This window comes from Bartonella sp. AA9NXGY (assembly GCF_042196845.1).
Taxonomy (GTDB): Bacteria; Pseudomonadota; Alphaproteobacteria; order Rhizobiales; family Rhizobiaceae; genus Bartonella.
The window spans coordinates 99,366-122,249 of sequence record NZ_JBHIRB010000001.1; the positions used below are offsets into that span (position 1 = coordinate 99,366).

Genomic DNA, 22,884 nt, shown 5'->3' on the forward strand with positions numbered 1-22,884 from the left:
TTAATGGACCAAGCTGTTGCTATCACAATCATATGCTAGCAACAGTTTTTTTGTTCTAAAAGCTCTTGAGAATTTTTGCGACAAGATTCCAAGGAGCTATTATCAAAGTTTTCAAGATAAACTATTAAGACAGAGTGAAGATTTAAGTATTATGTTTAAATAACATGATATCGCCATCTTGCACAATGTATTCCTTTCCTTCATCGCGGGCTTTTCCTGCTTCCTTTGCACCGCTTTCTCCACCCAGAGCAATATAGTCATTATAGCTGATGGTTTGGGCACGAATGAAACCGCGCTCAAAATCTGAATGAATAACACCAGCTGCTTGGGGAGCTTTTGTACCACGCGTAATTGTCCATGCTCGTGTTTCCTTAGGCCCACAGGTGAAGTAAGTAATGAGATCAAGTAAATGGTAACCAGCGCGAATGAGGCGATTGAGACTCGGTTCAAAGAGTTCTAGCGCATTGAGATATTCTGATGCTTCAGCATCACTCAGTTGTGTAATTTCCGCTTCGATAGAAGCAGAAATGATAATGCTTTGCGCATTTTGCTCTGTTGCCATTTTTTCAACTGTTTGGGTAAAGCTATTTCCACGAGCGGCGTCATTTTCGCTTACATTACAAACATAAAGTACAGGCTTGGAGGTTAAAAGATTCAAACTCTTAAGAATGTGGTGTTCATCGGAAGAAATATCTTTGAGTAATAACCGGACAGGGTTTCCCTGTTGCAGTATGTTTAATGCTTTTTCCATAATAGGTAAAATTGTGAGAGCTTCTTTGTCTTTTCCGGTTGCTCGTTTACGGATTTGTATGATTCGTCTCTCAAGACTTTCAAGATCCGCAAGCATGAGTTCGGTTTCAACCGTTGTCGCATCACAAACAGGATCAATACGTCCCTCTACATGGGTAATATCTTCATTTTGAAAACAGCGTAAAACGTGGACAATAGCATCGACTTCGCGAATATTGGCTAAAAACTTGTTTCCTAAACCTTCGCCTTTTGAAGCTCCTCGCACAAGCCCCGCAATATCGACGAAGTTAATGCGTGTAGGAATCATTTCTTTTGAACCAGCGATTGATGCAATTTTTTCCATTCGTAAATCTGGAACAGCAACTTCTCCGGTATTGGGTTCAATGGTACAAAAAGGATAATTGGCAGCCTGTGCAGTGGCTGTTTTTGTTAATGCATTAAAAAGAGTTGATTTCCCGACATTAGGTAATCCGACAATACCGCATTTAAAGCCCATGAGAGTCTTTCTTTTCTATTAATTTTATGGTCAAGATAAAGCTTCCTTTTTATAGCATATTTTCAGAAGAGTTATAGTCCTGGTCTTGCGATAAGTGAGAAAAAAGTCTAAAGTAATAGGTATCTACTTTTTTACCTTAGTTCTTCTTACCTTATTGTTCTCCTTAGTTACAAGGATAAGAAAACTTCGAATTAATGTTAATATTGTGCTAAGTTTTTCATGGTATGCAAATCTGCATAAATAATTAATCGGAGAAAATAGAAGAGTGTTATCTCGTTGTGCCTTTTTAATTGCAGCACTTTTGGCTTTGGCTGGATGTGCTACACGTCAGTCAGATATGTCATCGGTACCTTTTCAACAAGTTCGATACATTCCACCAGAAATACAGGCTTTGTATGGTCCTGTAACGAATGAGACCTATTCGTTACCTGCTGTTGATCTTGCGACAATTGATCCAAAATATTGGCGACAAGAGGTGATTTATTATACATCTTATGCGCCTGGAACATTGGTTATAGATACGCAAGAGTGTTTTCTTTACCTTATTGGTGAAAATGGAAAAGCTTTGCGTTATGGGATTGGTGTCGGTAAAGAAGGCCTAGCATTTGAAGGTGAGGGGGTTATACAGCGCAAGCGTCGGTGGCCAAATTGGGCTCCTACTGCAGCTATGATGGCTCGAGAACCAGAACGTTATGGTCATCTTGGGAAAGGAATGCCACCAGGGCCCGATAATCCATTAGGTGCGCGGGCACTTTATTTGTTCAAAAATGGGAAAGATACACTTTTCCGTATTCATGGCTCACACGAATCGTGGTCAATTGGGCGTGCTATTTCAAGTGGGTGTATCCGTTTGCTTAATCAAGATATTATCGATCTTTATGATCGTGTTCCTATTGGTTCGCGCGTTGTGGTATTGCAAAACAATAGGAGTATTCCTACAGTTTATAGTCAACAATCAAATGGTTACGATCCGCTACAGTCGACCATTCAGCCAAATGATTTTTTTTAATTTAGGGGAGAAGATTGGAGAGAGCTGTGTTTGCTGTTCAATCTTTTCTTTCTCTCAAAAGAGAATATAAGCCTTTCTTTTTCAAAGGTGTATACAAGCTTGTATTCTGTTCTATTTTCTAGCTTCTCACGTTGCCAACAGATTTTGCCTTTGAGAAAGTTTATAAGAGGATTTTTTTAAGAGTTCTTATTCATATTCTTCACGCGACAGGGGCACGCAAGCTAATGGTTCTGATTGTGTTTTATCGTTTGTAAAACTTCATTCATAAAGAGGGATTTATCATCTTTTATAAGGAGAGCGATATTTTTTGCGATTGTCTCTAAGAGAGGGGATAACCATTCTTGATCAGATTTGGTAAAATTTCCTAGGACATGCTGATGAACAAGTTCTTTGCTTCCAGGATGACCAATTCCTATGCGTATACGACAATAGTCAGTACCACAATGGGCATCAATAGACTTAATGCCATTATGCCCATTATTTCCTCCACCAATTTTTATACGAACTTTCCCCGGTGACAGGTCTAGCTCATCATAAATGATGATCAAATTCTTTAAATCTAATTTATAAAATCGTAAAGCTTCACCGATAGCTTGACCAGAAAGATTCATGAAAGTTTGTGGTTTTATAAGAAAAATTTTCTCATTATTTATGAAACCATTGGAGATTTCTGCTTGAAACTTCTTTGACCATGGAGAAAAAGAGAAGGACTGATAAATGGCATCAACAGCCATAAAACCGATATTATGGCGGTTATTTTGATATTGTAAACCAGGATTGCCAAGACCAGCAATAAGCCACATGTGTATCTTCAGTCAAAGTATGAGTAAGGGTAATGTCTCATAAATTAAGGCGGAAAAATTCCCGCCTTTTGAGTTTTATGAAGTTTGTGTGTCTTCTTCATCATTTTCTTGTTCAGAAGTTTCATCGCTGACATCCATGCCAGCAGGAGCTGCAATGGTTGCAATGGTAAAGTCTCGATCTTGGATGATGGGAGTCACATCTTTTGGCAGTTGCACTGCTGAAATGTGAATAGAATCACCAATAGAGTAGCTGGAGAGATCAATTTCAATAGCTTCAGGAATAGCACTTGCTGGAGCTGTACATTCAATTTCGTGCCGAACAATATTGAGGACACCACCCTTTTTAAGTCCAGGTGCCGTATCTTCATTGAGGAAGTGGACAGGAATATTCACTTCTACAACGGATTTTGCTGAAATGCGCAAAAAGTCTACATGGAGGGGAAAGTCACGCACGGGATCTAATTGATAATCTTTTGGCAAAACCATAATTTTTTGCTTGTCAAGAATAATCGTTGCAATGGTGGTGCGAAAGCCACCAGCGTGAATTTTGTAGAAAATTTCTTTATAGGGAACTGTTATTGCCAAAGGAGGTTGTTTTTCACCATAAATGACAGCAGGAATAAGACCGTTGCGGCGAAGTTCACGGGAGGACCCCTTACCAACCCGCTCGCGTTTTTCGGCCTTAAGAGTGTAGCTTTTGCTCATAATTTAAGTCCTTTTTACATGATTGGAGATCCTTCAAAAACAGTAATAGTTTTTGCATGGATATGAAGATATGCGCTAACCAACAGCGATCACTCCATTCTACGTTGCCTCCAAGGGTGTCTACGCAGAAGTTTGTTCTATAGTTCAAACTATTCATAGATGCAAGAGTTGTGGGAAAAATCGATGATTTCTACCGTTAAAAAGGAGGAAATGTTACAAATTACGGTGTGGATGGAGAATCAACCAATATGTGCTGGCGCTGATATGTTCAAAATCAAACACTGGAGATGTTATGAAGGTTGAGATTGCCTTGGGTGAGATGTCAGAGAGTCGTGCTTTGCATAAATCGATGCCAGCACTTCTTGATTTGGAAGAATTATTGGCGACACGTCTTCTTGTACAAGGTAATTCTGGTTCAGGGAAATCACATCTTTTACGCCGTCTTTTGGAGCAAAGTGCTAAGTGGGTGCAGCATTGTGTAATTGATCCAGAAGGCGATTTTGTAACTTTGGCAGATAAATTTGGTCATGTTATTGTAGAAGCTCAACGTAGTGAATTAGAATTGACTCGTATTGCCCATCGCATTCGACAACATCGAGTTTCAGTGGTATTTAATCTTGAAGGCTTGGATACTGAACAACAGATGCGTGCTGTTGGGGCTTTTCTTGGGGCACTGTTTGATGTGGAACGTGATTATTGGTATCCTATGCTTGTCGTTGTCGATGAAGCACAATTGTTTGCTCCAACTGCGGCAGGAGAAGTTTCTGATGAAGCGCGTAAAATTTCTTTGAGCGCTATGACCAATCTTATGTGTCGAGGACGTAAACGTGGTCTTGCTGGTGTTATTGCGACACAACGTTTGGCTAAGCTTGCCAAAAATGTTGCTGCGGAAGCTTCAAACTTTTTAATAGGGCGGACTTTTTTAGATATTGATATGGTGCGCGCTGCTGATCTTTTGGGAATGGAGCGTCGCCAAGCGGAAATGTTTAGAGATCTTGAACGGGGAAATTTTATAGCTTTAGGCCCTGCTTTATCACGACGTCCCTTACCAATCATTATCGGTTCTGTTGAAACTTTGGCACGCTCTTCTAGTCCTAAATTAATGCCACTTCCAACAGAGCGGGATGATGTGCAAGAGCTCGTTTTTACTGCTTCACCAGAGGAAATTTTAACGCCATTTAAACAAACACGAGAGCCGATGAGGGAAAAATCAATGCACGAGATGTTAGAGGAGGTCGTGCATAAAAAACAAGAGTTGTTAGAAGAAAACCCAAGTTTATTTCCTGAACTTTCTGATGTTGAGCGTGACGGCCAAGCAGAACATATTATTCGGGAAATTCTTGAGGATTCTGAGGCTTTTTATCGTTCAACAGCGGTGCTTTATCAAGATTTTTCAGTTCGTTGCCGTATCCATGGTATGTCAAAGGTTCCTTTTAATCTTTCACAATTTCGGCGTAAATTGGCTATTGCTCAGGCTTTTGTTGATGAACAAACGGCTGTCAGTGAACATTGGAAACATATTTTGCAGATATCAGAAAGTTTGGAAGAAGATGTTCAAGGAGTCTTCTTGAATGTGGCACAGGCCGCATTAGGGGGAAAGCCATGTCCATCTGATGCATTTTTAGCACGTCTTTATGGAACTCATTCTTTAAGCCGTGCACGCCGACTTTTAACCTACTTTGAAGAGCGTGGACTTATTGTTATTCATACGCATTTTAGTGGTCAACGTATTGTTGCATTTCCTGATCTTGGTGTTGAAACAGCACCGGGAGACCCCAAGGAACCACTTTAACCAAATAAGCTGGAAACCGATTGTTCTGCTGCTGTCCTTGCTATTGCTTCTCCCATAAGGTCGGCAATGGGCAAAACACGAATATTATGGGTTTTCTCAATAGCTTGTGTTGGCATAATTGAATCTGTAATAACCAATTCTTTCATCTCTGAATTGGCAATTCGCTCGATTGCATTACCAGAAAGAACACCGTGCGTGATATAAGCTGTGACACTATTGGCACCATGTTTAAGCAGAGCACTTGCTGCATTGCATAAAGTTCCACCTGAATCAACAATATCATCAAGCAAAAGGCAATCTTTTCCCGATACATCTCCAATGATATTCATAACTTCTGATTCACCCGGGCTTTCGCGACGTTTATCCACAATAGCGAGCAAACTGTTCAAGCGCTTGGCAAGCGCGCGCGCGCGCACCACACCACCCACATCAGGTGAAACAACGATAACATTTTCAAGAGAATAATGCACTTTGACATCGCGAGAAATGACAGGAACAGCATAGAGATTATCCGTAGGGATATCAAAAAAACCTTGAATTTGTCCTGCATGAAGGTCCAATGTTAAAACACGATGAGCCCCTGCTTCAGTAATGAGGTTGGCAACAAGTTTTGCAGAAATAGGAGTTCGTGGTCCTGGTTTTCTATCTTGGCGGGCATAGCCAAAATAGGGGATAACAGCTGTAATACGACGCGCAGAAGAACGACGAAGGGCATCAATCATGATGAGTAATTCCATCAAATGATCATTTGCGGGATAGGATGTAGATTGCAAAACAAAAACATCTTGTCCACGTACATTTTCATGCAGTTCTACGAAAATTTCTTGATCAGCAAAGCGCTTTACAGTTGCTTTGCCTAAGGGGATGTTCAAATAATTTGCAACATCTTCAGCTAGGCGTGGATTAGAATTTCCGCAGAAAAGTTTCATAGTAGAACCTCTGAATCATCATGGTGGGAATGCGACACGGTTTTTAATTTCTTTTTATTAAATTGCAAGAGAACAATTACAAAAGCCTTACAATTTTATTGATTATTATTAAAGAGCTATGCAGTATGTTTTCTCTTTTTCCAAAAGTTTGTTACTTTTAGAGCAAAGTTTTTTCTCCATGCGGCAAAGAAATACATATTGATTAAGCTTTTTAGTTATTACTTTATAAAAATACTTTCAATATGGGGAATGTTTCATATTTAAGATGAATGAAGGGGAGTAATAAAAAGAAGTATCATCTTGCCTTCAATCATTATAACCAAACATTGAAAATGATCATAGCGAAGGCTATCATATTTTATGGGCTGGTAGATAATTTCGTGAAAAAAGCAAAGTACAATGGGATTTATTTTTACATTTGGGTAAAAAGTTTAGTTTTGCAGTTTTGGTATTGTTCTCAAGCATGAAGGGGCTCATCTTTTGTTTTTCAGCATAATAGCAGAAATTTGCCGTCCGTAATCGGGTTCATTGCGGTGTATTGCACGGCGATAAGAAAAAAAATGCTGTTCATCTTGATAGGTACAAAGCTCTACACAAGAAGCATTAACGCCTGCTTCTTTGAGTTGATTTATAATAAATGCCCATAGATTAAAGCGAAAATGATTGACTTTTTCTGTTTTTAAAAAATATTTTTGAAATTTGCTATGGCTCTCCATAAATTGGTTATAAAATTCACTTGTTACTTCGTAGTGGCATGGACCAATACAAGGTCCAAGAACTGCTGTTATTGATTGTCTTTTAGCTCCGTGCTTTTCCATAACAGCAATTGTTTTCTCGATAATTCCATTTAAGCTTCCTCGCCAGCCAGCATGAGTTGCAGCGATGACACCGGCTTGTGGATCAGCAAACAGAATAGGTCCACAATCTGCTGTAAGAACCCCAATAACGAGTCCTGGTGTGGTCGTAACAAGAGCATCAGCTTTAGGAGGTTCACCGATAATTGCTTGATGAGCTACAACAACGTTACAGGAGTGTATTTGATTGACCGTGACTAAATTTTGTACCTCAATAGAAAAATAGTCGGCAATCAAAAGACGATTCTGTACGATATGTTCAGGTTGATCATTTGAACTTTTCTCGACATTAAGGCTATGATAAAGATTTTTTGAAACACCACTTTGTCGTGTAAAAAATCCATGTTTTATCCCATGGGTGTGTAAAGTAGAAAGTTTTTTTGCGAAGATAGGATGAGGGGTAGGTTTCATAAAAGTTCCTTATGGGGATTATTTGAAGTGAGGGTGGAGATGCTCATATTTGTCAATGAATATTTCAGATAATGATGTGCTTATTGACAAAAGCGCCGATCATTAAAATTGAGGAGGTATGGGGATATTTTTGTCACTGAAATATAAAACTTTAAATAATTTTCCCATCTGATCTGGACCAGAGAGCCGTTCAATGTCTTGGCGGATTTTGTCTTGCAAAGGAGTGCTTTTGCCAACTCCAAGCTGGTTTGCGCGCTCCAGTAGCCCCATTTTAAAAAGAAATTCTCCTTGCTCGAAGATTTCAGCAAAACAGCCCTGTTTAAGAGCTATGTTTTTTAAAAAAGAAAAATCAACATGGGATGTTAAATCATGTTCACCAGGGGCATCAAAAACATCACGAAATCTATGTTTTGAGAGTGCTTGCAAGGTATCGCCAAAGGCAAGCTCACAAGCACCATAGTCAATAAGTAAAGCAGAACCTGTCACTTGCACTAAATGGTGGCTGATTTGTTTCATGAACTGATGTCGTAAGGGGGCATGTTCAAAAATTGTTCCGTCAGGGACTTTAGAACAATAGGTTTGTAGACAAGAAGAGGGAAGTCTATGCGGGGCAGCAATAAAGATGAAATCTCCATTTTGATTGACTGTAATGCGGCGCTCTTTCCATTCTCCATTGACTTTAATATATTGGTTGATAGGGAGTGTATCGAGAAATTCATTAGCAATGAGGAAGAGAGGTTTTGGAGGAATTTGATCAAAATTTTCAATGCTATGGATTTGTTTTTGATAAGAGCAAAGGCGCTTTTTTTGTTCTTTTGCAAGTTTTTTGCTTATTTCGATCAGAAAAATTTCAGCAGCATTAAATGCCGTTTGAGAGAGCTTTTGGATGGTTCGCAAAATATCATCCATCAAAGTTCCTCGTCCTGGACCTATCTCAGCGAGGATAAAAGGATGAGGACAACCTTGAGCTTTCCAGCTTGCAAGAGTCCAAATGCCAATCATCTCTCCAAATAATTGGCTTATTTCAGGTGCTGTAATGAAATCACCAGCATGTCCAAAAGGGGTTTGTGTGTGATAATAACCAAATTGGGGATCGGTGATTGCCAACGTCATATATTGGCTAACAGTGATTGGTCCATTAAGGGCAATAATTTCTTTAATTTTTTCTTTGAGATTGGCCATTTTCTGTCGGTTTATATTTAAAGGCGTGGAGAAGAAGATAAAACCCTACAAGAAGCATGGGAAGAGATAAAGCCATGCCATAGGTAAAACCAGTAGAATGGAAAAGAGTCGAAAACCATTCTGGATCTTCTTGAGGCGCACGGTAAATTTCAGAAATGCTGCGTGTTACTGCGTAGCCTATAATAAATGTTCCTGATACAGTACCGGGACGTTTTAATGCTTTGAACCCAAAAATAAGAAGACACAGGATGATGAAGAGAAGAAATCCTTCCATAAATGCTTCGTAAAGCTGGCTTGGATGGCGCGGTAAATAGTAAGGATCAAGAGGAAAACAAACAGCCCAAGGACGTGTAGTAATATTACCCCATAATTCTTGGTTAATGAAGTTGCAGATTCGTACAATGCCGATACCAATAGGAGCACCTGCAGCAATGATATCAAACATGGCTCGTATGTTAATATGATTTTTACGGGCAAACCAGATCATAGCAATGATAATACCAATAAGTCCGCCATGAAAGGACATTCCCCCATCCCATACGGCAATAATAGCACTTGGATGATTAAAATAGTAAATGGGATCCCATACAAGAACTTGTCCTAAACGCCCTCCGACAACAACACTTATGGCAGACCAGACAACAAAATCTCCGATCTTTTCTTTATCCATAGGAGGGTGGTCTCTATACCATAGAGATGTTTTTTTTAATAATTTTTGCGCATACCACCAAGCAAAAAGAATACCCAGTACGTAACCAAGTCCATACCAATGAAGTGCTATGGGACCTAGCTGGATAATGACAGGATCAAGAAAAGACGGAAAAGCAATGGCTGGACAAGACAAATTGTTCATGAGTTAAGCATCTTACATTATACGAGATGAATATGAAGTGACTCTGATGGTCAGAAATGACAGATGAATACACAATGGTCAAGTCAGTAGGGAGGCTAGTCAGAAAGGGAAATAGATTTCCACTGATTTATCGCGGTAAAAAATATGGTGATAAAAGGAATATTAAAAAATCTTAAACAAAATCATTATGAAAAATCTGCACAGTATGTAAAATATAGAGTAAAAGGAACAAATTACAGTATCTAAATGTTATGAGAATACGCTATAATGCGTGCGTCAATAATTAAAATTTAAGGAAAAAGGTTATGCGTAATGGATCAAATCGTATTCTTGATGAATTAGCAAAATTAGCAACGGATGCTGCTGACGTTGCGCAAGGCATACGACGTGAAGCTGGAACAGCTTTTCGTGTGCAGGCTGAAAAGATAGCAAACAAACTTGATCTTGTTTCTCGCGAAGAGTTTGAGACTTTTAAGGAGATGGTGCTGAAAATCCATGCTGATAACGCTGATTTGAAAAGACGCCTTGATGATTTAAAAAAAGATGATTAAAAAAAACGCAGACACAAAAAAGTAAAATAGTTTAAAAAAAAAGAATCTTCAAAAAAATATCCCCAATTTTTCAATATGATGCGTGAAACTAAAAAATGCTTAATCTTGAGTCTGTTAGAGCGGAGCATTTGTTTATTTTTGATTTTTTTTTGGGTAAAGTACATTTTTTTGAATCAGGGGGGCTGGCGCTATGAAATTGTATCAATACACTGAAAAGACTTGATGATTCGTTTTATGACTATCAGGTTGCCCTAAACAGCGCGATTGTGTTCTGGGTGTTTGTGTACTGTCGATGTTTTTATGTGTATTTGTTTGGTGTAAAGGTTCTGATTGTAGCAAAATATTGTTACAGTTGAGACGGTTTATATTCTGTTGACAATGTTTTAAGATGATTGAGGATTGTGATGAGGCTTGCATTTTGCGCCACAGAAAGAAAAGAGCACCCTGTTGACTTTATCGAACAGATTGCCTGTGAATATGATTGGTCGTTTGAGCGGGATGCACAAGATGAAATTAGCGTTTGTGTGGAAGGAAAACGCGCAAACTATCGTCTTGCTTTTTCATGGATGGAAGAGCATGAAGCACTTCATTTAGCTTGTTCGTTTGATCTCTCTATTAAAAATGCTCGAACAGCTGAAATACAGCGCTTATTGCTAGCAATTAATGAAAAGTTGTTGTTGGGACATTTTGATTACTGGCAAAGGAATAATTCAGTTATTTATCGACAAGGTCTTCTTTTGGCTGGTGGGATGCATCCATCTCATATACAGGTTGAAACATTGTTGATACATGCACTTAAAGCCTGTGAAAGCCATTATGTTGCATTTCAGATGGTTGCTTTATCGGGAGAAAGTGCTTACAAGGCACTACAGTACACTTTGTTTGAAACTGTAGGGAATGCCTAAAATATACAGTCTGTTATTTTTACAGACGGTTTGCGGAAATATTGCTCATAGGGGGACATCAAGAATAGCGCGCACTCCCCCGAGTGGGCTCTCATCTAATTGTATATTGCCACCATGGCTGCGTGCTATGTCTTGAGCAATAGAAAGACCAAGTCCTGTTCCACTTGCATCTTGATTTCGCGCTTTATCAAGTCGAAAGAATGGCTTAAAAACTTCTGTGCGCATATTTTTATGAATTCCAGGTCCATTATCATCGATTATTAATATAAAAGATTCTTGTTGAGAGTTAGCGGTTAGTTTAACGGTCGTGCCGTAACAAAATGCATTTGATACAAGATTGCTGACCAAGCGTGTAAAAGCACGGGGACGTACTTGTATTTCTGTAGGACCTTCAATAGTGTAAGAAAATTGACGTTTGTGAAGACGAGCATCGGTGGAGAATTTTTGCATAAGAGCATTTAAATCAAAAGTCTTGACACTTTCACTTCCTTCACCACGAGCAAAAGCAAGATAATCTTCTAACATATTTTGCATGTCACTTACATCTTGCTCAAGCGGTTTAATATCAAAGTCAGTATTTACTAATGCCAGCTGAAGTTTAAAGCGTGTAAGAATGGTTCTTAAATCATGACTTACTCCTGAGAGCATCATGGTACGTTGTTCAATTTGGCGTTCAATACGTTCACGCATGCGTAAAAAAGCGATGCCTGCACGTCGGACTTCATCAGCTCCTTGTGGTTGAAATCCTTTTGGTAAAGGACGACCGCGTCCAAAGCTTTCTGCTGCTTCAGCCAATTGTTGAATCGGTTTGATTTGATTGCGTAAAAAGTAAATTGCTATCAGCAATAAAACAAGAGCTGTTCCTACCATCCAGCTTAAAAAAATAGCAGTATTGGAAGCATAGGCTTGGCTGCGTGGAGCAAAGACGCGTAAAATGTTGTGACCAAGGTGGATACGGATTTCAACAAGATCAGAATCTCCTACGGTATCGATCCAGAAGGGACGGTTAATTTGGCGGGTGATTTCTTCACTTAAAAAATAGTCAAGAATTGCAAAAAATGGCTTAGGTCCTGGAGGGGGTAAGGAGGTAGGAGATAGAATAGAAATATTTAATCCCATACGTTGTTGTGCAATACGCTTGATATCTTCATAGTTATCTTGTTGGGGATATGTTTCAAGAATATCAATAATGGCTGAAATATCATGCACGACAGCCGTTGAAAGACGCTCGGTTACCATTTGCCAATGGCGTTCCATAAAGACATAAGCAATGACCGTTTGCAGAAGCACCATGGGAGCGATGATAATGATCAAAGAGCGAGCATAAAGCCGTTTAGGCATTTTTTTCGTTAACCATCGAAGAAAAAATCTTAAAGGTTTGATCATTCTTGTGCCTATTCAATAGAGAGTTTGTACCCTATTCCTCGCACGGTTTGGAGCCATAAGGCAGTGCTGGGTTTTTTTCGATTTTACGACGAAGGCGGTTGATCTGCACATCAATGGCACGTTCACTTACATTGCTGTCATCGGTCGCGAATTTATGGCGCGGAATTGTATCGCCTGCATTTTCGGCAAAAATGATCATCATTTCTTGTTCTTTATCTGTTAATTTAATAATTTCTCCTCCTTTTTTGAGTTCGCGTCGTGAAATTGAAAATATATAAGGACCAAAAACTATTTGCTCAATTTTAGGTTGGTGAGGGGGAAAACCACGTCGTAAAATGGCGTTGATGCGAAGGAGAAGTTCACGAGGGTCAAACGGCTTAGCCAGATAATCATCTGCCCCTGCTTCTAATCCACGGATACGATTGTCTATTTCTGATAAAGCTGTTAACATAAAGATAGGGACATCTTTTGTTTGGCGGAGTGAATGAGTGAGATCAATACCGTTTTCGCCAGGCATCATGACATCAACAATAAGAAGATCAAAATCTAAACTTACTAACAGTCGTCTTGCTTCATTCGCATTAGCTGAAACTGAAACACGAAATCCATTTTTAATGAGAAACTGAAATAAAAGATTGCGAATACGTGTATCGTCATCAATCACAAGAAGGTGAGGGGCATCGTCACACAAAACTTGAACGTGATTGCTCATTCTTAAAAAAACCTTGATAAAAATTTAGTTTACACAAAATGCAAGTTTACATAAGTTGTATAAAGCTGTCGAGCAGCACCTTTACCTTAAAGGAGAGAAAGTTTTATTTATAAATTTAAAAAAGTTATTTTTGAAAAGGATATTATGGGTAGTCTTAATATACATATTATTCCAGTTACGACATTTCAACAAAATTGCACTTTGCTTTTTGATAGTGAATGTAAAACGGGGGTTCTCGTTGATCCTGGTGGTGATTGGCCACGAATTCAAGACGTAATCGAAAAGAATGGTGTTATCGTTGAGGCTATTTGGATAACACATGGTCATTTTGATCATGTAGGAGCAGCAATGCAAGTGAAAGAAGCGCTTAATGTAAAAATTATCGGTTCACATCGCGATGATAAGCCTGTGATGGATGCCGTGAGCGAAAGCGCAAAAAATTATGGCATCACTGATGCTTGCATTTGTATTCCTGATCGATGGTTAGAAGATGGTGAGTGCGTTCATTTTGCTGGACATGTGTTTAAGGTTTTTCACACCCCAGGACATTCCCCTGGTCATGTTATTTATTTCAATAAAAAAGAGCGCTTAGCCCTCTTGGGTGATGTTCTTTTTCGTGGCTCTATTGGACGTACGGACTTTCCCTTCTGTTCCCATGAAAAATTGATGCAATCTCTTCGAGAAAAAGTTTTACCTTTAGGCAACGATGTTCGTTTCATCTGTGGGCATGGTCCCAAAAGTAGCATAGGCTATGAGCGCCAAAATAATCCTTTTCTTCAAGATTTTAGTATATGAGCAAACAAAAAAAAACGCTTTGAAGCGTTTTTTTTTGCCATTTAAAATTTTTTAGTAGGGCAGAACAGAAGTTAATTTATTGGGGCATAACAAAGGTGTTCGACGCCTTTACGGTCTCGGAAAGTTCCTGTTTTAGGGTTGAAGGAACGGTATTTTTTCTTGCAATAGTTAAGCCAATCAGATTCTAATGATTGTTGTACTGGCTCATATTCCACCGTTTGCGGAGCTTCATAAATTATCTGTTCTTGTGGAGCCTGTTGATATACAATTTGATGCTGTGGTGCGGTTTGATAAACAACTTGTGGCTGTTCTGGTTTTTTAAAAATTTTGCTGAGAAGTGCACCTGCTGCAAGAGCAAGAATGCCCATTGCTAAAGCTTCTCCTGAGTTATTTATATTAATACTACTGTGTTTTGTCTTTTTGCGCTCGACATAATGATATGTCTTGTGTTCAACATGATGGTGTTGTTGTGCTCCCCATTTATGGCTAACATAATGACGCGTGTGGGGGTTATCAAAAGAGTGATGTTCACTATGAGAAAAATGGGAGCTAAAATTGTGAGACGGTAAACCAGCCTCCCTTCTCATATCATAGTTATGATACCATGCCATATCCGCAAGCGTTGGATCTAATGGCATCAAAATGGTTACAGTAGACATTGCTGATAATACCGCTAACCTGATCACTTTTTTCATAATGATGCTCCTTGTGTCAATTCGTATTTTTCACATCCTACACGTTTCAAACTGAATAGAGACTGAACAATTTTGGACTTTATTGTGACAAAAAAATAAAAATTCATTTAGTTAAAACTATTATCAATACAATAAAATAAAATCATGACAGAATTTTGATTTCAATTAATGTACTCTTCTTAAGATTAATTAAGCAGCTTGTATTTAGAGCACCAGATTTTTTACTATTGGTTATAAATTATTTATTGATGAGTAATTTTTTATTGCTTGATACAATATGAATTGAACAATAGGTGTATGAACAAAAGTTATCGTTTTTTATTATAGGCTTATGGTGCTAAGATAGAACCTTATTTGTGTGATTGAATACAGTCCTGTTTGACTACTCTCTTGTGAGGCTAAATATTGAGTTCGATATCATATTATAACTGTATAAATATAATATATTGCGGGAACTTTTTTTGATATATGGGAAACATTCTTGTTGGGATATGGCTGTTAGTTTGACAGTATTGGCATGACAAAATGCATTTGACACAATATTGCTGATGAGACGCGTGAAGGCACGTGGACGTGCTTGTATTTGTGTAGGGCTTTCAATGGTGTAGGAAAATTGGCGTTTGTGAAGATGTGCATCGGTAGAGAATTTTTGCATAAGAGCATTTAAATCAAAAGTTTTAACACACTCACTTTCTTCACTACGGGCAAAAGCAAGGTAATCTTCTAACATATTTTGCATGTCGCTCACATCTTGTTCAAGCGGCTTGATATCAAAGTCAGTATTTGCTAACGCTTGCTGAAGTTTAAAACGGGTGAGAATGGTTCTTAAATCATGGCTTACACCCGAAAGCATCGTGGTGCGTTGTTCGATATAGTTAGAAGATGGTGAGTGTGTGTATTTTGCTGGACATGAGTTTAGGGTTTTACATACACTGGGGCATTCCCTTGGTCATGTTATTTATTTCAATGAAAAAGAGCACTTAGCCCTCTTGGGTGATGTTCTCTTTCGTGGTTCTATTGGACGTACGGACTTCCCCTTCTGTTCTTATGAAAAATTGATGCAATCCCTTCGAGAAAAAGTTTTACCCTTAGGCGATGATGTTTGTTTTATCTGTGGGCATGGTCCCAAAAGTAGTATAGGCTATGAGCGCCAAAATAATCCTTTTCTTCAAGATTTTAATATATGAGAAAACAAAAAAACGCTTTGAAGCGTTTTTTTTGCCATTTAAAACTTTTTTAGTAGGACGCAACAGAAGTTAATTTATTGGGGCATAACAAATGTGTTCCAAACCATTACGGTCTCGAAAGGTCCCTGTTTTAGGGTTAAAGGAACGGTATTTTTTCTTGCAATAGTTAAGCCAATCAGATTCTAATGATTGCTGGAATGGCTCATATGCCACCGTTTGCTGCACTTGATAAACCCCTTGATTTTGCGGAACTTTTTGATAAATTACCTGACTTTGTGGTACTATTTGATAAACCACTTGTGGCTGTTCTGGTTTTTTTAAAATTGTACCAAGAATTGTACCTGTTGCAAGACCAAGAATGCCCACCGCTAAAGCATCTCCTGAGTTGTCTATATGAATATTACTGTGTTTTGTCTTTTTGCGCTCGACGTAATGATATGTTTTGTTTTCAACATGATGATAATGGTGGTGGTGGTGATGATGGTGTTGTTGTTGTTGTTGTTCCGTCTTACTATGTTTGGCTACAGACCTTTCATGTTTGGCTTTAAATCTTCTCTTGTTGTCATCAGAACTCTTGTGGAAATCATCAACAAACTTTTGGAAATCATCAGAAAAAAAACCACGTTTTTTATCAGAACAATGGGAGTGAGAAAAACCGCAAGGCAGAATATCAGCTCTCTTCCTTATTTCCCTTATCGCATCATCTCTTTCTTTACGCATCTTCCTCATCATATCATCTATTTCTCTCGAGATAGAGTCACTACGATTCCATGCCATATCCGCAAGCGTTGCATTTAGCGGCATCAAAATGGTCACAGTTGACATTGCTGATAATACCGCTAACCTGATCACTTTTTTCATAATGATGCTCCTTGTGTTAATTCGTATTTTTCACATCCTACACGTTTCAAACTGAATAGAGCCTGAACAATTTGGGACTTTATTGTGACAAAACAAATAAATAAGCCATTTAGTAAAAGCTATCATAGATACTGACAAAATTTTGATTTCAATTTAATGTATTTAATTGATAAGATTGTATTGGTAGTAGATGATTTTTACTATGTTGTATAAAGTATTTATTTGGGAATAATTTGTTCCTATCAATTAATTTAATGTAATTTAATAACTATTTTATAAATAAAGCCTATAGTTTTATCACTATATAATTATGATTAATATTAAATTATATATTGTAGTATAATTGTATAAATATAATATATTTGTAGTAATATTTTGTTTCATGGGAGATATTTTTTAAAATTTGTCTGCATTTATTTATATTTTAGAAGTTTTTACAGTTTTAAAGATTTTTATAATAAAGTTGAACAAGAAAGATTTTTTAAAAAGTCAATAAGTTTAGGCATTTTTTGTAAAATATCCTCTCTTATGTTGTCTTAGAAAAATTGGAATATTTTTAATATTTGCTGTTATCTATTTTTAGGGCAATACTGTTTGCTCTTCATCGATAGTCAGTTTTTTAGAAGAGCTAAAGATTAGTTTTGGCGGTGTGAAATTTCTTGCTCCTTCATTGATTGCGTTTTTTTCGTTTTATCGTTGCTTGATTAGGGGTGTTTTTACGAGATTTTTCTTTTTGATTTTCCAAAATACCAGTGTCCATGGTTGGTCCCATGTGTGCAAGGTCTGGTTTGGAGAAAAGACTTGGTTGTAACACGGGCTTTTGGGGGGATTGTTCTCTATGATGTGTTAAGGGATTCTCCGCGAGTTCTAGTTCTATCTTTTGTAATTGTTTGATTTCATCGCGAAGGCGTGCTGCTTCTTCAAAATTAAGATCAGCAGCTGCTTCATGCATTAATTTTTCGAGGTGTTTAATATGAGATGCTAAATTGTTGCCAACCATATTTTTTTTCTCGATGACATCAGGGATATTTGTACGAATATGGTTGTTTTCATAACCTGAATTGAGAATATCTCCGATATTTTTTTTGATACTTTTCGGTGTGATATGGTGTTCTTCATTATAGGCTATTTGTTTTTGTCGACGTCTTTGTGTCTCCTGTAAGGCTCGTTTTATGGAACCAGTGATCGTATCTGCATAGAGGATAACACGGCCATCTACGTTACGTGCAGCACGTCCGATTGTTTGTATGAGGGAAGTTTCAGAGCGCAAAAAGCCCTCTTTATCGGCATCTAGAATGGCAACAAAACCACATTCTGGAATATCTAAGCCTTCTCGGAGCAAGTTGATACCGATGAGGACATCAAAGGTGCCAAGCCGAAGATCGCGTAGAATCTCAATGCGTTCTAATGTATCAATGTCGGAATGCATATAGCGTACACGAATACCTTGTTCGTGCAGATATTCCGTTAAATCTTCGGCCATACGCTTTGTGAGAACTGTCACCAATGTACGGTAGCCCTTTTGAATTGTTTTCCGAATTTCATTCACAACATCATCGACTTGAGTGCGTGCTGGACGAATTTCTGTTTCTGGATCGACAAGCCCTGTTGGGCGAATGATTTGTTCAGCAAAAATACCATGGGATTGTTCTATTTCCCAGCGTCCAGGTGTTGCGGAGACAGCAATTGTTTGTGGGCGCATGGCATCCCATTCTTCAAAGCGCAAAGGACGGTTGTCCATACAGGAAGGGAGGCGAAAACCATATTCTGCTAAAGTTGCTTTTCTGCGAAAATCACCTCGGTACATACCACCAATTTGGGGAATGGTTACATGGCTTTCATCGATAAAAACAAGAGAATTGAGTGGAATATATTCGAATAAAGTTGGGGGTGGTTCACCGGGATTTCGTCCTGTTAAATAACGTGAATAATTTTCAATTCCCGGACATGAACCGGTGGTTTCCAACATTTCCAAATCAAAAACTGTACGTTGTTCTAAACGTTGTGCTTCTAAAAGACGTCCAGCTTCGTTCAACTCATCGAGGCGTTGAACGAGTTCCATTTTGATAGATTTCATCGCTTGGTTAAGTGTTGGGCGTGGTATTACGTAGTGTGAGTTGGCATAAATTTTAATTGATTGAAGATCGCCTGTTTTTTGTCCGGTGAGAGGATCAAATTCCGTAATTGTTTCCACTTCATCGCCAAAGAGCGAAATACGCCAAGCACGATCTTCGAGGTGGGCAGGGAAAATTTCGATTGTATCCCCTCGTACACGAAAGGAACCACGAACGAAGTTGATATCTTGTCGATAATACTGTTGAGAGACTAAATCAGCCAAGAGTTTTCGTTGATTGAGTTTGTCCCCTTTTTCTATTTCGAAGGTCATGGCCGTATAGGTTTCTACGGAACCAATTCCGTAGATGCAGGAGACAGATGCGACGATAATAACATCATCACGCTCTAAGACAGCGCGTGTTGCAGCATGACGCATCCGGTCGATTTGTTCATTAATTGAGGATTCCTTTTCAATATAAGTGTCTGAGCGTGCAACATAGGCTTCTGGTTGATAATAGTCATAATAGGAAACAAAATATTCGACGGCATTATGGGGAAAAAAACTTTTAAATTCCCCATAAAGCTGCGCTGCTAGAGTTTTATTGGGAGCTAATATTAAAGCTGGACGCTGTGTTTTTTCAATGATATTGGCCATTGTATAGGTTTTCCCTGAGCCGGTAACACCCAAAAGCACTTGTGTACGTTCATTTTTTTGAATTCCCTCGACCAGAGTTTTAATGGCTTGAGGTTGATCTCCCGCTGGTTTAAAAGATGTTTCGAGTTGAAATGGAATACCACCTTCAGATTTTTCAGGACGAATGGGGCGGTGAGGTGTCCATAATGCACCATTCTTAAAAAGAGGATTACCTGAAGCAATAAGAGCAGAAAGAGCTTCTACTGTTGCAGTAACACCATTTTTCATTGTTGTATCCTTTGATAGAAAAGTGCTGGTGATTTTAAAGAAAATACTAATTTTTACAAATTTATTACGACAACAGCAAAACGTTATTGAACAGATTTATTTTGGTTTATTAGAGCTTTCATTAGGATATTGATCAAGTTTTTTATGAGACAAATTCTTCGAAGTATTTCTTTGGAAGGAGCATATTTGTGGTTGTTCGTGAACACTATTGCATTTTTGCCATGATGATATTCAAGAGGGCATAAGTTATTATAGCTGTTATGGAGAATAATCGGTACGTTTGGGCATTAAAGACATTGTATATGTGTGATAAAGATCATTTCCATCTTTAAATGAAAGATAACGAGATGACACCCAACCTATTTGAGTGTTATATCGGATATGGCACCAATTTCCTTCACAGTTTTTAACAAAAACTAATTTTCCAGCAGAGATTAAGCCGCAAAGTGCATATTGAGTGCTGGGACCTGTTCTAAAATTAAGATTTCTCGTAACAAAAGCATCTGCTGCCTCTGATATTGTTGTGGCTAAAAAGAAAGAGCCAAACATAAAAAAAATGACGATTTTTTTCATTTTTCTGTAAAGAATTTCTTTAGAGATTTTCTATCCTTCTCTCTTCATATTCTATATAATTTCTTTTACTAGATTATGATAAAACAGAAAAAAATACAATTCTTTCTTCTTTAGGACACTTTAAAGAGAAGAGTGAAGTTTAACGTTTTAAACACCAAAATGAGATGTTTTAATCACTATTTGTGCATGTTTTGTTTCCTTTATTTATTTTTATATGGAAAACAGCGATACTGTACTATATAATAAAAAAGATCGTAGTTTTCGGATTCCAAAAGTAATTTTGGAAGCCGTTTTTTGTATTTTTATTAAACCTTCCGTGTAATAGAAAGGGACGGATTATGGAAAAAGTTCCGATGACTACAGCTGGTTTTGAGAGTCTTAAAGAAGAGTTGCGTTGGCGTCAACAACAGGAGCGTCCGCGAATTATTGAAGCAATTTCTGAGGCGCGTGCGCATGGTGATTTATCTGAAAATGCTGAGTATCATGCAGCTAAAGAAGCACAAAGTCATAATGAGGGGCGTATAAATGAGCTTGAAGATTATATCGCACGAGCAGAAGTGATAGATGTCTCGCGTCTTTCAGGTGACAAAATAAAATTTGGCGCAACCATTAAACTCTTGGATGAGGATACTGAAGAAAAAAAAGTGTATCAGATCGTAGGAGATCAAGAAGCTGATGTAAAGGTTGGTAAAATCTCTATTTCTTCGCCTATCGCACGTGCACTTATTGGCAAGCAAGAAGGTGATGTGATTGAGGTGAATGCACCAGGTGGTGCGCATAATTACGAGATCATTAAGGTTCAGTACATCTAAATAACATATGGATTATTATGCGTGTATCTTTGGACGAAACTGAAATTATTGCGCCTCACTTTAAAAGGCGTTTGTCGGGAGTAACATCTACGATTATTCAGCTTATTCCACTGCAACGCGAACAGGGTGTGCGTATATCCACTTTGGGGTTTGGTTTACCACGAACTTTGCCAACTCTTGCCTTTAGGGACCTTTTCGGACTTTGGAAAAGTCCGAAAGGGAAGCCGTTTCGTATTTGGCATGCGCGACGCAATATTGAGATGCTTTGCGGGGTGTTTTTACGCGATGTTTTGCGAATGAAGCTTAAACTCATCTTTACTTCGGCATCTCGACGCGAACACAAGCCTTTTACCAAATGGTTGCTTCGTCGTATGGATAAAGTTATCGCTACTAGTGTATGTACGGGAACCTATCTAGAAGTGCCTCATAAGGTTATTATGCATGGAGTGGATATTAGGCGTTTTTCACCCCCAAAAATTCCTGATGATTACTTTCCAGCAACTGGGGTACCAGGAAAATATGCGGTAGGATGTTTTGGGCGCGTGCGCTATTTAAAGGGTACTGATTTGTTTGTGGACGCGATGATAGCATTATTGCCTGACTATCCCGAATGGACAGCACTTATCGCTGGTCGGACTACAGAACAGCATTATGGTTTTGAAAAGAAATTACGACAGAAGATTGCTGAAGCTGGTTTAAACGACCGCATTATTTTTCTTGGTGAAAGGCTTGATATACCTGTGTGGTATCGCCGTTTATCACTTTATGTAACTCCTTCTCGTTTGGAAGGTTTTGGTCTGACACCATTGGAGGCAATGGCATCACAGACGGCTGTAGTGGCGAGTGATGTAGGAATTTTTAAAGAATTGGTGGTCGAGGGAACAGGAACGGTTGTTCAAGCAGGAGATGGAGCGGCTTTAACAGCAGCAATTGAACCTTATTTTGCTGATGTAGAAAAAACATTGGCAGCCGGAAAGAAAGCTTTAACCCATGTTCGTACGCACTTTCCTTTGGAAAAAGAGGCAAGCAAGATTGAAAGTGTTTACAAAGAACTGTTTGCAGAAAAAACACTTTGATTATTATATCAAAAATCTTTTTGAGGAATGATAAAAGTATTTTTCTTAAAGGTTTTTCATAGTCATTAAGAAAACAGCTCAATGATATAAATGTTATTTTACAAAATTTATATTGTCTTTAGTAGCACGCTATAAAAAGTTCTCAAAATTTTGGATAAAATATTAAAAATGTATACGCTTGAGAGCGATATGTAGTTTATGATAAAGCATACTAGGAGAGAAGAAAGCTACTTTTATTCATTGATATTTTAGAATAAGAAAATAATGCTTTAACTCAAGTCTGGGGATTTATGCACTATCTTATACGGGGTCGTGCTGATATTGTTCGTTTTGTAAGACTTAAATAGATAGCAAAAAAAAAAACGTTTTCTTGTCTTAAAAAGATAATGATGGTATCTCCATGGATAAAATAGTCGTACATATTTTCAATAAATTCATAATAAGATGGATTTAAGATCAATATATATATATATATATATATATGATTTTTATAGATAATTTACCTTTTCAATTTGAATAAGAGCTTTGAGTACCGTAAGATTTTCTCATGTAAAATCTGTTGATATTAAC

General features: G+C 38.1%; 19 protein-coding genes and 3 pseudogenes. 8 read left to right on the plus strand and 14 right to left on the minus strand.

Going from position 1 to position 22,884, the window contains the following annotated elements; all coding sequences use genetic code 11:
* Nucleotides 1-142 precede the first annotated feature (142 nt).
* On the minus strand, nt 143-1,246 hold the full coding sequence (gene ychF, locus ACFIM6_RS00420; RefSeq protein ID WP_375611177.1) for a redox-regulated ATPase YchF: 1,104 nt from the start codon (nt 1,244-1,246) through the stop codon (nt 143-145).
* Nucleotides 1,247-1,511: 265 nt separating this feature from the next.
* On the opposite strand from ychF, the gene ACFIM6_RS00425 reads away from it, so the two are divergent.
* Nucleotides 1,512-2,255, plus strand: coding sequence for a L,D-transpeptidase (locus tag ACFIM6_RS00425; RefSeq protein WP_375611178.1), 744 nt, complete (start codon nt 1,512-1,514; stop codon nt 2,253-2,255).
* Between the two features lie 221 nt (nt 2,256-2,476).
* Here ACFIM6_RS00425 and pth read toward each other — a convergent pair whose 3' ends face one another.
* Nucleotides 2,477-3,058, minus strand: coding sequence for an aminoacyl-tRNA hydrolase (pth, locus tag ACFIM6_RS00430; RefSeq protein WP_375611179.1), 582 nt, complete (start codon nt 3,056-3,058; stop codon nt 2,477-2,479).
* 75 nt (nt 3,059-3,133) lie between these two features.
* Complete coding sequence (locus ACFIM6_RS00435; RefSeq protein ID WP_375611180.1) at nt 3,134-3,763, minus strand: 50S ribosomal protein L25/general stress protein Ctc; 630 nt, start codon at nt 3,761-3,763, stop codon at nt 3,134-3,136.
* Nucleotides 3,764-4,055: 292 nt separating this feature from the next.
* Between ACFIM6_RS00435 and ACFIM6_RS00440 the strand changes: the two genes are divergently transcribed.
* Nucleotides 4,056-5,555 carry a helicase HerA domain-containing protein gene (locus tag ACFIM6_RS00440; RefSeq protein ID WP_375611181.1) on the plus strand — a complete coding sequence of 500 codons (1,500 nt, stop codon included), beginning with the start codon at nt 4,056-4,058 and terminating at the stop codon, nt 5,553-5,555.
* Here the strand turns inward: ACFIM6_RS00440 and ACFIM6_RS00445 are convergent.
* The 4 genes from ACFIM6_RS00445 to lgt form a co-directional block, all read right to left on the minus strand.
* Nucleotides 5,552-6,484, minus strand: coding sequence for a ribose-phosphate pyrophosphokinase (locus tag ACFIM6_RS00445; RefSeq protein WP_375606345.1), 933 nt, complete (start codon nt 6,482-6,484; stop codon nt 5,552-5,554). The genes ACFIM6_RS00440 and ACFIM6_RS00445 overlap by 4 nt on opposite strands.
* Before the next feature lie 473 nt (nt 6,485-6,957).
* The gene (gene pgeF, locus ACFIM6_RS00450; RefSeq protein WP_375611182.1) at nt 6,958-7,749 is read right to left on the minus strand and encodes a peptidoglycan editing factor PgeF; all 792 of its coding nucleotides are present in this window, start codon (nt 7,747-7,749) and stop codon (nt 6,958-6,960) included.
* Between the two features lie 102 nt (nt 7,750-7,851).
* Entirely contained in the window at nt 7,852-8,931 is a 1,080-nt protein-coding gene (locus ACFIM6_RS00455; protein ID WP_375611183.1) for a class I SAM-dependent methyltransferase, read from the minus strand.
* Entirely contained in the window at nt 8,906-9,784 is an 879-nt protein-coding gene (gene lgt, locus ACFIM6_RS00460) for a prolipoprotein diacylglyceryl transferase (protein ID WP_375611184.1), read from the minus strand. Before lgt ends, ACFIM6_RS00455 begins: the two co-directional genes overlap by 26 nt.
* Before the next feature lie 305 nt (nt 9,785-10,089).
* On the opposite strand from lgt, the gene ACFIM6_RS00465 reads away from it, so the two are divergent.
* Both ACFIM6_RS00465 and ACFIM6_RS00470 read left to right on the plus strand, forming a co-directional pair.
* Entirely contained in the window at nt 10,090-10,335 is a 246-nt protein-coding gene (locus ACFIM6_RS00465) for an accessory factor UbiK family protein (protein ID WP_273791228.1), read from the plus strand.
* Nucleotides 10,336-10,739: 404 nt separating this feature from the next.
* Complete coding sequence (locus ACFIM6_RS00470) at nt 10,740-11,240, plus strand: YbjN domain-containing protein (RefSeq protein ID WP_273724125.1); 501 nt, start codon at nt 10,740-10,742, stop codon at nt 11,238-11,240.
* Between the two features lie 45 nt (nt 11,241-11,285).
* On the opposite strand, the gene ACFIM6_RS00475 is transcribed toward ACFIM6_RS00470, so the two are convergent.
* Both ACFIM6_RS00475 and ACFIM6_RS00480 read right to left on the minus strand, forming a co-directional pair.
* Complete coding sequence (locus tag ACFIM6_RS00475; RefSeq protein ID WP_375611185.1) at nt 11,286-12,626, minus strand: ATP-binding protein; 1,341 nt, start codon at nt 12,624-12,626, stop codon at nt 11,286-11,288.
* An 8-nt stretch (nt 12,627-12,634) separates the two neighbouring features.
* Nucleotides 12,635-13,338, minus strand: a pseudogene (locus ACFIM6_RS00480) (response regulator).
* 144 nt (nt 13,339-13,482) lie between these two features.
* Between ACFIM6_RS00480 and ACFIM6_RS00485 the strand changes: the two are divergent.
* The gene (locus ACFIM6_RS00485; RefSeq protein WP_375611186.1) at nt 13,483-14,133 is read left to right on the plus strand and encodes an MBL fold metallo-hydrolase; all 651 of its coding nucleotides are present in this window, start codon (nt 13,483-13,485) and stop codon (nt 14,131-14,133) included.
* A gap of 71 nt (nt 14,134-14,204) precedes the next feature.
* Here ACFIM6_RS00485 and ACFIM6_RS00490 read toward each other — a convergent pair whose 3' ends face one another.
* Both ACFIM6_RS00490 and ACFIM6_RS00495 read right to left on the minus strand, forming a co-directional pair.
* Nucleotides 14,205-14,828 (minus strand): BA14K family protein, encoded by a 624-nt coding sequence (locus ACFIM6_RS00490; RefSeq protein ID WP_375611187.1) that lies wholly within the window; start codon nt 14,826-14,828, stop codon nt 14,205-14,207.
* Nucleotides 14,829-15,300: 472 nt separating this feature from the next.
* A pseudogene (locus ACFIM6_RS00495) lies at nt 15,301-15,699 on the minus strand (sensor histidine kinase); the annotation flags it as partial.
* A 4-nt stretch (nt 15,700-15,703) separates the two neighbouring features.
* On the opposite strand from ACFIM6_RS00495, the pseudogene ACFIM6_RS00500 reads away from it, so the two are divergent.
* Nucleotides 15,704-16,015, plus strand: a pseudogene (locus ACFIM6_RS00500) (MBL fold metallo-hydrolase); the annotation flags it as partial.
* A 69-nt stretch (nt 16,016-16,084) separates the two neighbouring features.
* On the opposite strand, the gene ACFIM6_RS00505 reads toward ACFIM6_RS00500, so the two are convergent.
* The 3 genes from ACFIM6_RS00505 to ACFIM6_RS00515 all read right to left on the minus strand — a co-directional run bounded on the left by ACFIM6_RS00505 (nt 16,085) and on the right by ACFIM6_RS00515 (nt 20,426).
* A complete protein-coding gene (locus ACFIM6_RS00505; protein WP_375611188.1) occupies nt 16,085-16,876 on the minus strand; it encodes a BA14K family protein in 792 nt (263 codons plus the stop codon).
* Between the two features lie 667 nt (nt 16,877-17,543).
* Complete coding sequence (gene uvrB / locus ACFIM6_RS00510; RefSeq protein ID WP_375611189.1) at nt 17,544-19,853, minus strand: excinuclease ABC subunit UvrB; 2,310 nt, start codon at nt 19,851-19,853, stop codon at nt 17,544-17,546.
* A 258-nt stretch (nt 19,854-20,111) separates the two neighbouring features.
* Nucleotides 20,112-20,426, minus strand: a complete 315-nt coding sequence (locus tag ACFIM6_RS00515) for an SH3 domain-containing protein (protein ID WP_375611190.1) — start codon at nt 20,424-20,426, stop codon at nt 20,112-20,114.
* 338 nt (nt 20,427-20,764) lie between these two features.
* Here ACFIM6_RS00515 and greA point away from each other — a divergent pair, with 338 nt between their 5' ends.
* A complete protein-coding gene (greA, locus tag ACFIM6_RS00520) occupies nt 20,765-21,238 on the plus strand; it encodes a transcription elongation factor GreA (protein ID WP_007347010.1) in 474 nt (157 codons plus the stop codon).
* Between the two features lie 17 nt (nt 21,239-21,255).
* Nucleotides 21,256-22,314 (plus strand): glycosyltransferase family 4 protein, encoded by a 1,059-nt coding sequence (locus ACFIM6_RS00525; protein WP_375611191.1) that lies wholly within the window; start codon nt 21,256-21,258, stop codon nt 22,312-22,314.
* Nucleotides 22,315-22,884 lie beyond the last annotated feature (570 nt).

What these genes read in the sequence shown, in the direction of transcription:
- ychF (WP_375611177.1), bottom strand. Translation starts at nt 1,246, where the DNA reads ATGGGCTTTAAATGCGGTATTGTCGGATTACCTAATGTCGGGAAATCA.
- ACFIM6_RS00455 (WP_375611183.1), bottom strand. Translation starts at nt 8,931, where the DNA reads ATGGCCAATCTCAAAGAAAAAATTAAAGAAATTATTGCCCTTAATGGA.
- ACFIM6_RS00505 (WP_375611188.1), bottom strand. Translation starts at nt 16,876, where the DNA reads ATGAAAAAAGTGATCAGGTTAGCGGTATTATCAGCAATGTCAACTGTG.
- ACFIM6_RS00470 (WP_273724125.1), top strand. Translation starts at nt 10,740, where the DNA reads ATGAGGCTTGCATTTTGCGCCACAGAAAGAAAAGAGCACCCTGTTGAC.
- ACFIM6_RS00525 (WP_375611191.1), top strand. Translation starts at nt 21,256, where the DNA reads ATGCGTGTATCTTTGGACGAAACTGAAATTATTGCGCCTCACTTTAAA.
- ACFIM6_RS00435 (WP_375611180.1), bottom strand. Translation starts at nt 3,763, where the DNA reads ATGAGCAAAAGCTACACTCTTAAGGCCGAAAAACGCGAGCGGGTTGGT.
- uvrB (WP_375611189.1), bottom strand. Translation starts at nt 19,853, where the DNA reads ATGAAAAATGGTGTTACTGCAACAGTAGAAGCTCTTTCTGCTCTTATT.
- ACFIM6_RS00445 (WP_375606345.1), bottom strand. Translation starts at nt 6,484, where the DNA reads ATGAAACTTTTCTGCGGAAATTCTAATCCACGCCTAGCTGAAGATGTT.
- ACFIM6_RS00490 (WP_375611187.1), bottom strand. Translation starts at nt 14,828, where the DNA reads ATGAAAAAAGTGATCAGGTTAGCGGTATTATCAGCAATGTCTACTGTA.
- ACFIM6_RS00465 (WP_273791228.1), top strand. Translation starts at nt 10,090, where the DNA reads ATGCGTAATGGATCAAATCGTATTCTTGATGAATTAGCAAAATTAGCA.
- pth (WP_375611179.1), bottom strand. Translation starts at nt 3,058, where the DNA reads ATGTGGCTTATTGCTGGTCTTGGCAATCCTGGTTTACAATATCAAAAT.
- lgt (WP_375611184.1), bottom strand. Translation starts at nt 9,784, where the DNA reads ATGAACAATTTGTCTTGTCCAGCCATTGCTTTTCCGTCTTTTCTTGAT.
- greA (WP_007347010.1), top strand. Translation starts at nt 20,765, where the DNA reads ATGGAAAAAGTTCCGATGACTACAGCTGGTTTTGAGAGTCTTAAAGAA.
- ACFIM6_RS00485 (WP_375611186.1), top strand. Translation starts at nt 13,483, where the DNA reads ATGGGTAGTCTTAATATACATATTATTCCAGTTACGACATTTCAACAA.
- ACFIM6_RS00515 (WP_375611190.1), bottom strand. Translation starts at nt 20,426, where the DNA reads ATGAAAAAAATCGTCATTTTTTTTATGTTTGGCTCTTTCTTTTTAGCC.
- ACFIM6_RS00440 (WP_375611181.1), top strand. Translation starts at nt 4,056, where the DNA reads ATGAAGGTTGAGATTGCCTTGGGTGAGATGTCAGAGAGTCGTGCTTTG.
- ACFIM6_RS00475 (WP_375611185.1), bottom strand. Translation starts at nt 12,626, where the DNA reads ATGATCAAACCTTTAAGATTTTTTCTTCGATGGTTAACGAAAAAAATG.
- pgeF (WP_375611182.1), bottom strand. Translation starts at nt 7,749, where the DNA reads ATGAAACCTACCCCTCATCCTATCTTCGCAAAAAAACTTTCTACTTTA.